The organism is Williamsia soli, assembly GCF_017377795.1.
GTDB lineage: Bacteria > Actinomycetota > Actinomycetes > Mycobacteriales > Mycobacteriaceae > Williamsia > Williamsia soli.
The window spans coordinates 357096-369702 of the sequence record NZ_JAFRDR010000003.1 but is presented as its reverse complement, the minus strand read 5'-3'; the positions used below and the strand labels follow the sequence as shown (position 1 = coordinate 369702).

Below are 12607 nucleotides of genomic sequence, written 5' to 3'. Positions count from 1 at the left end.
AGGAGTTCGAAATGCCCAAGCCCACAAAGGGTACCCGCCTCGGCGGGTCGGCTTCGCACCAGAAAGCGATGCTGGCGAACCTCGCCACCTCGCTCTTCGAGCACGGCCGGATCACCACGACCGAAGCCAAGGCGAAGAAGCTGCGTCCCTACGCGGAGAAGCTGATCACCCACGCGAAGGCCGGTAACCTGGCCCATCGTCGCGAGGTGCTCAAAGACATCCGCAACAAGGACGTCGTGCACACCCTGTTCGCCGAGATCGGCCCGTTCTACGCGGATCGTCCCGGTGGCTACACCCGCATCATCAAGACGCTGCCACGCAAGGGCGACAACGCCCCCATGGCAGTGATCGAACTGGTGAAGGAAAAGACCGCTTCGTCGGAAGCCGACCGCGCGACCCGCGCAGCCGCCTCCAAGAAGAAGGCCGATGAGGCTGTCGTCGAAGCCGATTCGGCTGACGACAACGTGGTCGAGGCCGTGGAGGCCGACGCCACCGATGCCGAGGTCGAGAACGCCGAGGCAGTTGCCGAAGGTCTGACCGATGAGACGACGGCCAAGAGCGCCGCCGAGATCGTCGACGAGGACAAGAAGTAAGACGCCTGCGCGTCAACGTTTTCTGGCGAGCCCGTCACCGGAACATCCGGTGGCGGGCTTCGTCATAGGGGAAGGGTCGTTATGCGGTTGCGGATGCAGATCGGCTACGACGGAACCGATTTCGCAGGTTGGGCCAGGCAACCCGGACAGCGGACGGTATGTGGGGTTCTCGAAGAAGCGCTGAGTACAGTGCTGCGAGAGCCGGTCACCCTCACTGTTGCAGGCCGCACCGACGCGGGCGTTCATGCGACGGGCCAGGCCGCACACTTCGACGTCAGCGAAGCATCGTTTCAGACCCGGTCGATCGCGGGGGATCCGGGAAAGCTGGTGCGCCGACTGGCGAAGATGCTGCCCACCGATGTGCGGGTCAAGGACATCGAGGAGGCCCCTGTTGAATTCGATGCGCGGTTCTCCGCGCTGCGCAGGCACTACGAATACCGGTTGGCCGATGACCCGTGGGGTGCAGAGCCGGTGTCGGCCCGGACTACCGCGGCGTGGCCACGGCCGCTGAACGCCGATCTGCTCGAAGATGCGTCGGGTGTGTTGTTGGGGCTCAACGACTTCGCCGCGTTCTGCCGCCGCCGCGACGGGGCCACGACCGTGCGCGAACTGCAACATTTCAGCTGGATGCGCGACGACTTCGGGGTCCTCGTCGCGCAGGTCAGCGCCGATGCATTCTGTTGGTCGATGGTGCGTTCACTCGTCGGGGCAGTTGCGACCGTGGGTGAGGGGCGTCGATCGGTGCAGTGGTGCGCGGGACTGCTGCAGCAACGCAGCCGCTCGAGTGAGGTCCCGGTTGCGCCGGCATGCGGTCTGAGTCTGGTCGGTGTCGATTACCCGGCCGACAGCAAGTTGGCGCAGCGCAACGCCGTGACCCGCGAGACCCGTACCGCGATCGACCCGAACGGCTGCTGCGGCGACTGACCCGTCCCGAAAATGGGCTGTTCTGGCGAACGAAACCGCAGGTGGCGGCCGCCAGAACAACACATCATCGGTGGCAGCGAGTCAGTCTCTGAGTTTGAGTCCGCGGGAATCGCGGACGCTGCCGGTGAAGATCATGATCGCATCGACGATCACCCAGATGCCCAGTCCCAGCAGGATGATGTAGCCGATCAAGACGATCGCGAGTACCCATCCGGCGATCAGAGCGCACAGTTGCCCTATCGCGATGCCATTGGAGCCGATGTAGAAACGGCCGGCGCCGAACCCGCCCAGGAACAGTTGCAGCAGACCGGCAACCACTTTCGACTTGTCTGAAAGGGGTTCGCCGGTGTACGGATCGCGTCCGAAGGGTGCGCCCGGATCGCCGGAGAACCCGGCGACGGGACCGAAAGCCGACGGCCCATATGTTGGTTGTCCGTATGGAGTGGGAGCCTGAAACATCGGAGCCGGCGCCTCGTAGGGTGCCGGGTATCCCGGCGGACCCTGGTATGGCTGACTGTCCTTCCACTCCGGTGTACCTGAATTGTCATATGGGCCTGGATAACTCATCGCTTCACCTTACTGGTCGGCCGTGGGGATCAAGAACTGGTGTACGGCTCGTTACGTCTGATCGTGGTGGACGGAAAGTCGTCCGCCACCGTCGCCGCCATCTCCACCAACGCCCGCCGGGTCGCTCTGCCGAGAAGGTCGAGATCGACCTCGGCACCCTCGGCGAGGTGATCGTCGAATGGGATCTGTTGCACCGCCCGACATCTGGTCAAGAAATGTGCACTGAGCTGATCTGTGTCGATGGACGATGCGCCCGGACGTGAAGAGCTCAAGACCACCACCGCGCTGCTGACGAGGTGCCCGAAGCCGTGTGCCTGAAGCCAGTCGAGCGTGGCCCCCGCACTCCGGGCGCCGTCGATTGCCGGTGAGGTGACGAGGATGAGTGCGTTGGCCATGTCGAGAACACCGTTCATCGCCGAGTGGCTCAGGCCGGTACCGCAGTCGGTGATGATGATGTTGTAGAACCGCTGGAGAACGGTCATCACGCCGCGGTAGTCGGTTTCGCTGAATGCTTCCGCGACCGCCGGATCACGCTCTGAAGCAAGAATTTCCAGCCTGCTCGGCGCCTGTGAGGTGTGCGCGCGCACATCGGAATAGCGGTAGATCGACTCATCGGACAACAGATCGCGCACCGTCGAACGGGTTTGCTGTGGAATCCGTTGGGCAAGTGTGCCCAGGTCGGGATTGGCGTCGACGGCGATCACCCGATCACCCCGCAACGATGCAAAGGTCGAACCCAAACCCACTGTGGTCGTGGTCTTACCGACCCCGCCCTTGAGGGAGAGCACCGCGATGCGATAGTCACCGCGGACGGGTTGGTTGACGCGCTCCAGCAATTGCTTGTAGACCAGGTCATCTGGTGACTCACCCGGATTGATGGTGCCCGCCGACAGTTTGTGAACCGTACGCCGCCACCCGCTCGCAGGGGCGCGGCGCGCTTTGCGGAGCAGGGCGACCTCATCGAGACTGGCCGGGCCATAACCACCGTTGCCGTAGGGAGGGGATTGGGGAGGTTGCCCGTATCCCGGCTGTTGCAGTCCGGGTTGGGGTGGCCCGGGTTGAGGTGGATACTGCTGTCCTGGAACAGGTTGTTGCGGCGGCCCGTGCTGGGGAGGTCCCGGTGGTGGGGGATAGGCCGCCGGCGGCGCAAAGCCCTGGCTGTGCCGTGGTTCCGCTGCGAACTGAGCCGGACCGGCCGGTGGCGTGGTGTGCGGAGGCGCCTCGGCGTGCAGGGGGGCGGGTGCGAATGTCGCGCCCGACGCCTGCGTGTGAATTCCGTAGGACTGCTGCTGTGGGTACGCGGGTGGTACCTGTGCGGGCGGCTCCTGCTGCGACGGAATGGCTTGCGCATCCACCGGCGGAGGAGCGGGGGATGGATTTGGCTGTGGCGCTGAGCTTTCTGAACGTTCGAATTGCGAAAGATCGATGTCGGCGTCGGCCTGCAACCACGGCGGCGGAGCCGGCACATCGGCGTTGTTGTAGCTCACGGAACAGCCCCCTGTTGGCACGTTCGGTCTTCTGCGGCAAATCGACGCAGGCAAACCGTGCACTTTTAGCCGCCCCCGACCGTTTGTTAAGGGGAGCATAGACCAAGAGAAGAACCGGTGAATGTCTGAGCACCACTTCGCCGGTGTTGTGGGTATCGTCTCCAGCCAGGGGTCGAACAAGGGGGGACATCTATGGCTGCGGCGACTTCGCGCACCGGGACCATCACAGTGGTGACGACAGAACAGGGCTTGCCGACGGCGGTCCGGCTCGAGCCGACGGAACTACGCAAAGATCCGTCGGCCCTGGCCGCAGAGGTACTTCGGCTGTGTCAGCAGGCTGCCATGCACGCGGGGGTGGCGCGTCGGGAGGAACTCAGGGCACGCGGCGTGAGCGGCGACATCATCGACCAGATGAAACTGCCGAGGGCCGACGATCTGGCGCGGGCCGAGTATCAGGACGACGCCGACGCCGGTGCGCCGAGCAGTTGGATGAGGTCGGTATGAGCTGGGCCATGGATGAGCTGGAGGCCAGGGCCCGGCGCCAACTCGACGGACTGCATGAGGTCAACGAGCGCCTGGCCGCGATCTCGGCGCGAGAGACATCGCCGGGCGATCACGTCACCGCGGAGGTCGACGGGGTGGGGACACTGACCGGGTTGTGGTTCGCGCCGTCTGCGCTGACCCTGGGCGGCGATGCGCTCGGCGAGCTGATCGTGGCAACTGCCGGGGTCGCAGCAGGTCGGGCATTCGCCCGCCGGGCAGCGATACTCGAGGACTTCACCACCTCGTTCGCCGAACTCGTCGACTCGCGTCCGGCGTCATTGACACCGACTCCGCCGACGCGGGGAACCGGATCGGAGTCGTAGGCGTCAGATACGTCAGATGTCGCAGCCGGGGTCCCGGTATGCCGGCATCTGCGAACCAGTTCGTGAGTAATTCCGGGTTCACAACACATGGGGGAAGAATGTCCGAACTCACCGCGGTACCAGCCGCGATAGCGGCCTACGCAGACACTGCCGCGGTGATGTCCGCGGCGGTGGCCACCGCCGGGTCGATCAACGCGGCTGCCAATGTCGCGACAATGGTTCCGGTGTTCGGTCTCATCGGCCAGGAGTTCCTGCTCGCTTTCGCGCAAGCGCAGGCCGGCCACCTGCTCGCGGTGGGTCAGCTCGCAGCGGTGCACGCGGGCACTGCAGCCGCCGCGCTGGCGACCGCCGCTGAGTTCACCGAGACCGACGACGGAGCGGGTAGCCAGTTCAGGGCCATCGAGTCAGCGCTGTAGCGACCGGTCGGGGGACCACGTGAGCACACCGAACATCACACCGGATCCGGCCGCGCCGCCGCTGGATCCGACCATCCGCGAACTCGTCGAGTCGAGTCCGCTGGGTCCGATCCTGGATACACCGGTCAGTCAAGTCCTCGCGGACCTCGGCCTGCCCGGCCTACCGGAATTGCCGGCCGTTCCGCCACTGCCGGGTCTTCCGCCGCTGCCACCACTCGATCTCAGTGTGTTGATCAAGCCGATCACCGACCTGCTCGGTGGCTTCGGAACAGGCGATCTCGGTGGGGGAGATATCGATCCGACCATGATCCTCGAGGGCCTCTCGCAGATACTGGAGATGTCCATGGGGATGGGCTCGAGCGCACTCAAGGCTCTCGACCAGGTGTGGACCGGACAGGCGGCGGCGGCCACCACGGTCAAGGGCGCACAGGCAGGCGCTGACACCGCGGCGTTGTCCACCCAGGGTGGGGTGATGTCGATCGACACCCAGGCTGCCGCAGCCATCGTGGGCACCGGGCTGTCCCTGGTGCAGGGGATCATTGCGAAGACGATCGGAATCATCGCCGCGTCGGCGCCGATCCTGGTGACACCACCGGGTCAGGCGCTGGCGCTGGGGGTCGCGGCCGAGGGGCTCGCCGAGGCGACCGCCGTGGTCACCGCCACGCGTGCCCAACTTCTCGCACCCACGAGCCACATGGTGATGAACGGGCAGCCCGTCCCGGTGACGGGCGCCCCCGCTGCCGGACCCTCGCCCTTCTCCATCGCGAGCACAGTGCTCGACGGGGTCGGGAAGCCGATGGTCACCGGGGTCGGCAAACTCGGCACCATGACGAGTTCCGCGGGTGGTCAACTCCTGAAAACCCATGAGGCTCAGCTGAAGAGCGCGTATGACACCAAGAACGGTGAACTGGGGACAACAGTTCCTGCCGGACTCGCGGGTCTGGCGGGTGCGGGCCGTGGCGGCGGTGGCGGCGGTGGCGGATCGGGACCCGGCGGTGGTGGACCTGGTCCGCTGAGTGCGCGGACGGCGCCCGGTTTGATGAGTGGACCGAGCCCGGAGGGAGCGGGCGGTCCACCGAATCGCACTCAGAGCACCGTCGTGCCCGCAGGCATGGGGGGTCCGATGGCTCCGATGGGAGCGATGGGAGCCGGACGCGGCGCCGGCGCGTCGGATGATCAGCACGAGGCCGCTGACTACCTGGTGACCGAGCTGAACGGGAGCCGCATCATCGGAGAGATCTCGGATGTCGCACCTGCCGTGATCGGCGAGACTCAGGCACCGGACCCTGCGCCGTCGCCTGATGTGCGCCTGCGCCTGGGTCCACCGGCCCGCGATCACGAAGTCTGACCAGCAAAATTTTCTGACCTGACAGCAAACGGGGAGCAACAGTGGGCAGCGATCAGTTGAATGTGGATTCCGACGAGTTGTTGAGGGCGGCCATCGAATTGGACGCGCTCGCCGACGGATTGGCGGCCACACTGGCGCAGGAGAAGCCGAATCTATCGGTCGATCCGGCGGGGCGCGACGAGGTATCGGTTGCGGCGGCCACCACCCTGTCGGAGGTCGCCGAGACCTTTGCCGGGGGAGCCTCTGCCGGGGTGCACGAGCTCCGGAAGATTGCCGCAGTTCTGCGCGCGCAGGCCGTCGGATACCGGGGGGCCGAGGAGACGATCGAGGAGGCCTTCCGCCTCTGACCGGGCGGTGAGGACAGACGATGACAGGTTTCACGAATGTGGTCTGGCAGGCCAGACCGACCGAGCAGTTGGCGAAGGATCTCGGCGACGGTGCCGGGCTGGGGTCGATGGCAGACGCCGGTGCCGGCTGGACCCGGTTGTCGGCGGTCCTCGCCGACGCCGGTGTCGATTACCTGAGAATCATGGCCAGGCTGGGTATTTCGTGGGAATCGGCGCACTCGGACCATGCGTTCGCCAAGCTCAGGACGCTGGCACCGTGGTTTGTCGATGCGGCCGCGGCCGCGGCGGACAATGCAGGACGGGTCGCGGCTCAGTGCGCGGCGACCACGGTCGCCCGGCTCGCCATGCCGAATCTCCCCGAGATAGAGGTCACCAAAGGGGTGAGGGACACGGCTGCGGCTGTGGGAACAGCGCTGGGCACCCCCATCGGGGGTGTGGCAGCCGACGCCGAACGTGCGCTGCACGACCAGAAGCAACGCGCTGCGCGCGTGATGGAGACCTACGAGTCGGCGTCGGAGCCACTGGCTCGTCCATGGACAAACCCTCCTCCGCCGGAGGTCGTCTCGTCCGTAGCGCTGGCATCGGAGGAGGCTTCCCGGCAGCACCGCTCCGCGCCCGCGGCACCGGGGTTGCCGACGGCGCCAGGTGGATCGGCAGGGATGGGGCCTGTGGCCGTGCCGATCGCCGCCGCCGCGCCTCGCGAGAAGTCTCGCTTCGCGGCCACGGTGGTGGCGGGGTCGAGTGTCGGGCCGACCGTCGCGGAGCCCGCGGCCTCCACCGCAGCACCCAGGCCGACGTCTCCGATTCCGCCGATGGCTCCGATGGTGGGCGGTCTGATGCCGAACAGCGAAACGTCGGCACGTCAATCGCGTTCGGTTCCGTCGGCGGGTATCGACGCCGGCGGAACCGAGACCGCGAACACCATGATCGACTGGGCTCATTTTGATCGACCTGCCACTGCGGTCGAGCCTTCTGATCCTCGCTACAGCAGCGGGGTACTAGATTTGCCTTCGACCACATCGATACCCGCCGTGCTTGGCGCGGGGGACCAGGACCGGTGAGCGCCATGTGGACGATGGAGACCGCGCCCGGTTATGAGCTGACCGACGACCACCTGGATCATCTAGGAACGCTTCTCGGGCATCAGACGTGGCCTGTGGTCTTGGCCGTCGAACCCGGGTACGAGTATGGTTCGGCGCGCGATGCCGCACTGTCGTCGGCCGTCGAGGAACTGACCTCGCTGGGGATCCTGTGCGACGACCCGCATGCACACCGAGGCGTGGTCGAACCACTGGCGGACACGCTGTCAATACTTGCCAATCCGGAGATGCTCATCGAGACAAGGGTTTTCGCTTCCGGGCGATGTGTGCGGTCGTGTTTGGCCCGGCAGGGTCCCAGACATGTATCGGCCAGGCGCACGGGTGTGGGTGTCGACGTCCGAGAGGTACCCGTTCACTCCGTCAGGGACGTGGGTGCCATCGTCTCGACGCACCTCGGAATGGCGGACACACCGGCCCTCCCGGCGTTCAGCGCTCCGGCCGACGAACTGCGTGTGCGGCTCGATCGCGCACGTTCGGCAGCCGACTACTCGGATGCGTTGCACGCCATGGGCGCAGGCGATCAGGTGGCGGCCGGCTACGCCACCGCGTTCGAATCATGCACGGGCCACGCCGAGATCGTCGCCATCGAGTCGGAGCAGGGGCGGACAGTTCGATCCGCCGGCGCCGTCGCGATATACGACACAACGCGCGGACGGATTCTCGCTGGGCCGAGCACGTCGCCGGACGGGCGGATCTGGACGACGTTGTCGGGCGGTAGCCCACACAGGATTTCTCAGGCAGTCGAGCTTCTCGTGGAAACACTGCCGTCGGGGAGGTGGTTGCCGTGACCCGAAGGACACGGACGGACGCAGGTTGCGAAAGCAGTCCTTGTTCGCCGCGTCTGCGGGGGCGGCACCAGACGTTAGATCCGTGGACATCATCTGATGCCGCGGTAGCCATACAAAAAGGGGAAGAAAGATGACCAACGGTCTCGAACTCGACGTCTCGGCCGGCCTGGCCTCGACAAGATCGGTGGGGGATATCGTCGCCGACATGGGTACGGTACTCGCCCGTATCACGGCCGACGCCGATGAAGCGCTCGCGCTGTGGAAGGGCAATGCCAGCGGGGCATTCCAGAATGCGGTGACCGCCTGGAAAGACGAGGCAACCCAGCTGCAGACGGCTCTCGAAGGCCTCAAGACCTCGCTGTCCACGGGTTTCAACGGCTATGACGCCGAGGACCAGGACACCGCGGGCACCTTCAACAATGTCTCGGGTGGCTCCGGCCTCCGCCTGTAAACCACCGCCTATAACACCACTGTCCGTAGAGCCACTGCCTGCAGCCACCGCCTGTAGACAACCGACCACCACACACTCAGATCGAGAGGACCTACCCATGAGCATCATCCAGTACAACTACCCGCGGATGGAAGAGCTGGCCGCGCAGTTGAACAGCAACTTCAACCAGTTGGAGCATCTGGCGACCACGTTGAAGTCAGAAGTTGCCCGGCTGCACGAGAATTGGCAGTCGCAACAGGCCTCGCAGGCGTACGGCTCTGCTCAGCAGACCTGGGATACCAGCTTCACCGACTCGCGCACGCTGCTGACCGCACTGTCGTCGAAGGTGACGGAAGCCTCGACCAACATGCAGGCAGCGGATCAACGGACGGCCGGCTACTTCAGCTGACACCGGCCACCACCGAAACCCGTCGAAGCGTCGCTTCGGCGGGTTTCGGCGTCTGCCGGGCGGTCGGCTGCCGGCGGACCGCGTTTGGAGTAGCTCATCGCGGGGGATACGACTCGCGTCTTGTGATTGCCTAACAGTCACCCGTCCGGTCAGATAGTTTCGCAAGCAGACCCTGCGCACCCCGCAGCGTCTTACCGTCAAGTGAGGAGCTGTAGTGAGCAATCCGCTGACACGGACAAAATCCGTAGAGCAATCCATGGCTGACACCGAAGAACCCGGTTCACAGCTGAAGAAGAATTTGACGTGGGTGGATCTCACGGTGTTCGGCGTCTCTGTCGTCATCGGTGCAGGTATATTCACCGTCACTGCATCGCAGGCCGGCAACAACGCCGGGCCTGCAATCTCCATTTCCTTCGTGATGGCGGCAATCGCGTGCGGTCTCGCAGCGCTCTGCTACGCCGAGTTCGCTTCCGCGGTACCGGTCGCGGGATCGGCATACACCTTCGGCTACGCGACATTCGGCGAGTTCTTGGCGTGGATCCTGGGCTGGGACCTCATCCTCGAGTTCGCGGTCGGTGCTGCGGTGGTGTCGAAAAGCTGGTCCAGTTACCTCGGCTCGGTGTTCGACTTCGCAGGCGGTACCGCCGATCTATTCGGTTTGAAGGTCGACTGGGGTGCGTTGGTCATCGTCGCCTTCATCACGACCCTCCTCGTGCTGGGTACCAAGTTGTCGGCGGCCGTCAGCGCCCTGATCACGGCAATCAAGGTGGCCGTCGTGCTGCTGGTGATCGCCGTCGGCTTCTTCTACGTCAAGGCTGAGAACTTCGATCCGTACGTGCCGGAGTCGGTGCCGAGTGACTCCGGCGGCAAGTCCGTGGATTCGACGTTGTTCTCGCTGATCACCGGAGGCGGTGACTCGAGTTACGGCTGGTACGGCGTGCTTGCCGCAGCGTCCATCGTGTTTTTCGCATTCATCGGATTCGACGTCGTCGCAACCACCGCCGAGGAGACCAAGAACCCGGCAAAGGATGTGCCGCGTGGAATCCTGGGATCGCTGGCGATCGTCACGGTCCTGTACATCCTCGTGACCATCGTCGTCACCGGCATGGTGAAGTACACCGACCTCTCGACCGCTGCCGGTGACGGAGAGCCCAAGAACCTCGCCGACGCGTTCGCCCTGAACGGCGTGACCTGGGCGGAGAAGGTGATCTCGATCGGAGCGCTGGCAGGCTTGACCACCGTGGTCATGGTGTTGATGTTGGGCCAGTCCCGCGTGCTGTTCGCAATGGCACGAGACGGACTGCTACCGCGTCCGCTGGCAAAGACGAGCAAGTTCGGTACTCCGGCCCGGATCCAAATAGTCGTCGGTGTCGTGGTCGGCATCGTCGCGGCCTTCTTCCCGATCGAGAAGCTCGAAGAAATGGTCAACGTCGGTACGTTGTTCGCGTTCGTCGTCGTCGCAGCCGGCGTGATCGTGCTGCGCAAGACCCGTCCCGATCTGCCTCGCGGATTCAGGGTTCCGTGGATGCCGGTGCTCCCGATCGCGGCGATCCTTGCATGCCTGTGGTTGATGCTGAACCTGTCGGCCCTGACCTGGATCCGCTTCGCGATCTGGATGGTCATCGGTGTCGTCGTCTACTTCGCGTACAGCCAGCGGCACTCGCTGGTCGGCAAGCGCGAACGCGGTGAGTTGTCGGATGACGTCGGCGACGCGACGCGTGCCGCACATCTCGAGAAGAGTGGTGAGAGCTGACCTTCTGCTCCGTCCAGATAAGCCCCGGCTTGAGGTGACCACCTCGGGCCGGGGCTTTTCTTATGAACTGGGTCACTTTACAAATGATGCAATATGTATAGACACGCGACGAAGTAGGCGGTACTGTCCATAACAGGTTTCACACGTGTTCGATCCAGCAGGAGGCAGTTGATGAGCACCGATCTCACAACCAGTGGTGCCGGCGGCACCGACACCGGGCCGGCGCCCGAGCAGTGGCGCGACAAGAAGCGCCACCTGTGGCTATTGGGTCTCGTCCCGCCGACCGCACTCTTCCTCGCAACCGCGTTGGTCGCCGGATTCAATGGGCTCGGGCTAGACGCGGTGTCGCCGGTCTGGTGGTGGATCGGGCCGATGCTCGTGTACGTTCTGCTGCCGATCCTCGATGTGTTCTTCGGCCCGGACGGCCAGAACCCGCCAGAGGAACTCATGGAGCAGCTGGAGAACGACAAGTACTACCGCTACTGCACGTACGTCTACATCCCGTTCCAGCTGGCCAGCCTGATCTTTGCCTGCTACCTCTGGACCGCCAGCGATCTGAGTTGGCTCGGGATCGACGGCGGCCTGGGGATCGTCTCCAAGCTGGGGATCGCACTGTCGATCGGTGTCATGGGCGGCATCGGGATCAACACCGCACATGAACTGGGCCACAAGAAGGATTCGCTCGAGCGCTGGTTGTCGAAGGTCACTCTGGCGCAGACGTTTTACGGTCACTTCTACATCGAGCACAACCGTGGCCATCACGTGCGGGTGGCGACTCCGGAGGACCCGGCCAGCGCCAAATACGGAGAGACCTTCTGGGCCTTCCTGCCGCGCAGCGTGTGGGGGAGCCTGAAGTCGTCGTGGAAGCTCGAACGCACCCGGATGCAGCGACTCGATCACTCGGTGTGGAACATCCGAAATGACGTGCTCAATGCGTGGCTGATGTCCGTCGTCCTGTGGGGTGTCCTGGCGGCCGTCTTCGGCTGGCAGATCCTGCCGTTCATGGTGATTCAGGCCATCTACGGTTTCAGTCTGCTGGAGACGGTGAACTATCTCGAGCACTACGGACTGCTCCGGCAGAAGACCGAGAGCGGTCGGTACGTCCGGGCGGCCCCGGAGCACAGCTGGAACTCCGATCACATCTGCACAAACATCTTTCTCTACCACCTGCAACGGCACAGTGACCATCACGCCAATCCGACCCGGCGCTACCAGACTCTTCGGAGTTTCGACGAGGCCCCGAGTCTGCCAAGCGGCTACGCAAGCATGATCACGTTGGCGTACTTCCCGCCGATCTGGCGAAAAGTGATGGATCACAGAGTGATCGAGCACTACGCCGGAGACCTGTCGAAGGCCAACATCGTGCCCCGCCGGCGCGAGAAGATCTTGGCGAGGCACGCGGGCGGTGCACGGTGAGCGCCTTTCGCTGCCCGGTCTGCGAGTACGTCTACGACGAGGCCGCCGGAGCTCCCCGCGAGGGGTTCCCGCCCGGAACCGGCTGGCAGGACGTGCCCGACGACTGGCCATGTCCCGACTGTGGCGTCCGCGAGAAGGTCGACTTCGAGCCGAATACGTGAGG

16 protein-coding genes are annotated in these 12607 nt (G+C 64.7%); 14 read left to right on the top strand and 2 right to left on the bottom strand.

The genetic code is table 11. The features are described 5' to 3' along the window. The first annotated feature begins 11 nt into the window (after positions 1-11). Together rplQ and truA are read left to right on the top strand one after the other, a co-directional pair. Positions 12-593 (top strand): 50S ribosomal protein L17, encoded by a 582-nt coding sequence (gene rplQ / locus J3S28_RS10295; protein WP_084835442.1) that lies wholly within the window; start codon positions 12-14, stop codon positions 591-593. 81 nt (positions 594-674) lie between these two features. Further along, positions 675-1517 (top strand): tRNA pseudouridine(38-40) synthase TruA, encoded by an 843-nt coding sequence (gene truA, locus J3S28_RS10290; RefSeq protein WP_237341356.1) that lies wholly within the window; start codon positions 675-677, stop codon positions 1515-1517. Positions 1518-1598: 81 nt separating this feature from the next. Here truA and J3S28_RS10285 read toward each other — a convergent pair whose 3' ends face one another. Both J3S28_RS10285 and J3S28_RS10280 read right to left on the bottom strand, forming a co-directional pair. Further along, entirely contained in the window at positions 1599-2084 is a 486-nt protein-coding gene (locus J3S28_RS10285; RefSeq protein ID WP_207840217.1) for a TM2 domain-containing protein, read from the bottom strand. Positions 2085-2113: 29 nt separating this feature from the next. Continuing rightward, positions 2114-3571: a MinD/ParA family ATP-binding protein gene (locus J3S28_RS10280; RefSeq protein ID WP_207840215.1), complete on the bottom strand. Its 1458-nt coding sequence runs from the start codon at positions 3569-3571 to the stop codon at positions 2114-2116. A 231-nt stretch (positions 3572-3802) separates the two neighbouring features. Between J3S28_RS10280 and J3S28_RS10275 the strand changes: the two genes are divergently transcribed. The 12 genes from J3S28_RS10275 to J3S28_RS10220 all read left to right on the top strand — a co-directional run bounded on the left by J3S28_RS10275 (position 3803) and on the right by J3S28_RS10220 (position 12605). Then, the gene (locus J3S28_RS10275; RefSeq protein ID WP_307797019.1) at positions 3803-4075 is read left to right on the top strand and encodes a hypothetical protein; all 273 of its coding nucleotides are present in this window, start codon (positions 3803-3805) and stop codon (positions 4073-4075) included. Then, positions 4072-4437 carry a YbaB/EbfC family nucleoid-associated protein gene (locus J3S28_RS10270; protein ID WP_207840211.1) on the top strand — a complete coding sequence of 122 codons (366 nt, stop codon included), beginning with the start codon at positions 4072-4074 and terminating at the stop codon, positions 4435-4437. Before J3S28_RS10275 ends, J3S28_RS10270 begins: the two co-directional genes overlap by 4 nt. Positions 4438-4535: 98 nt before the next feature. Then, a complete protein-coding gene (locus J3S28_RS10265) occupies positions 4536-4853 on the top strand; it encodes a type VII secretion target (protein ID WP_207840209.1) in 318 nt (105 codons plus the stop codon). A gap of 19 nt (positions 4854-4872) precedes the next feature. Continuing rightward, positions 4873-6201: a hypothetical protein gene (locus J3S28_RS10260; RefSeq protein ID WP_307797018.1), complete on the top strand. Its 1329-nt coding sequence runs from the start codon at positions 4873-4875 to the stop codon at positions 6199-6201. Between the two features lie 41 nt (positions 6202-6242). After that, positions 6243-6548: a PE family protein gene (locus J3S28_RS10255; protein ID WP_207840207.1), complete on the top strand. Its 306-nt coding sequence runs from the start codon at positions 6243-6245 to the stop codon at positions 6546-6548. A 20-nt stretch (positions 6549-6568) separates the two neighbouring features. Further along, positions 6569-7609: a PPE domain-containing protein gene (locus tag J3S28_RS10250; protein WP_207840205.1), complete on the top strand. Its 1041-nt coding sequence runs from the start codon at positions 6569-6571 to the stop codon at positions 7607-7609. Positions 7610-7614: 5 nt separating this feature from the next. Continuing rightward, complete coding sequence (locus J3S28_RS10245; RefSeq protein WP_237341426.1) at positions 7615-8436, top strand: ESX secretion-associated protein EspG; 822 nt, start codon at positions 7615-7617, stop codon at positions 8434-8436. A 130-nt stretch (positions 8437-8566) separates the two neighbouring features. Continuing rightward, positions 8567-8887: a WXG100 family type VII secretion target gene (locus J3S28_RS10240; RefSeq protein ID WP_207840201.1), complete on the top strand. Its 321-nt coding sequence runs from the start codon at positions 8567-8569 to the stop codon at positions 8885-8887. A 97-nt stretch (positions 8888-8984) separates the two neighbouring features. After that, positions 8985-9275: a WXG100 family type VII secretion target gene (locus J3S28_RS10235; protein ID WP_084895952.1), complete on the top strand. Its 291-nt coding sequence runs from the start codon at positions 8985-8987 to the stop codon at positions 9273-9275. 214 nt (positions 9276-9489) lie between these two features. Then, positions 9490-11028 (top strand): APC family permease, encoded by a 1539-nt coding sequence (locus J3S28_RS10230; protein WP_207840199.1) that lies wholly within the window; start codon positions 9490-9492, stop codon positions 11026-11028. A 171-nt stretch (positions 11029-11199) separates the two neighbouring features. After that, positions 11200-12444: an alkane 1-monooxygenase gene (locus J3S28_RS10225; protein ID WP_207840197.1), complete on the top strand. Its 1245-nt coding sequence runs from the start codon at positions 11200-11202 to the stop codon at positions 12442-12444. Beyond that, complete coding sequence (locus tag J3S28_RS10220; RefSeq protein ID WP_207840195.1) at positions 12441-12605, top strand: rubredoxin; 165 nt, start codon at positions 12441-12443, stop codon at positions 12603-12605. Before J3S28_RS10225 ends, J3S28_RS10220 begins: the two co-directional genes overlap by 4 nt. Positions 12606-12607 lie beyond the last annotated feature (2 nt).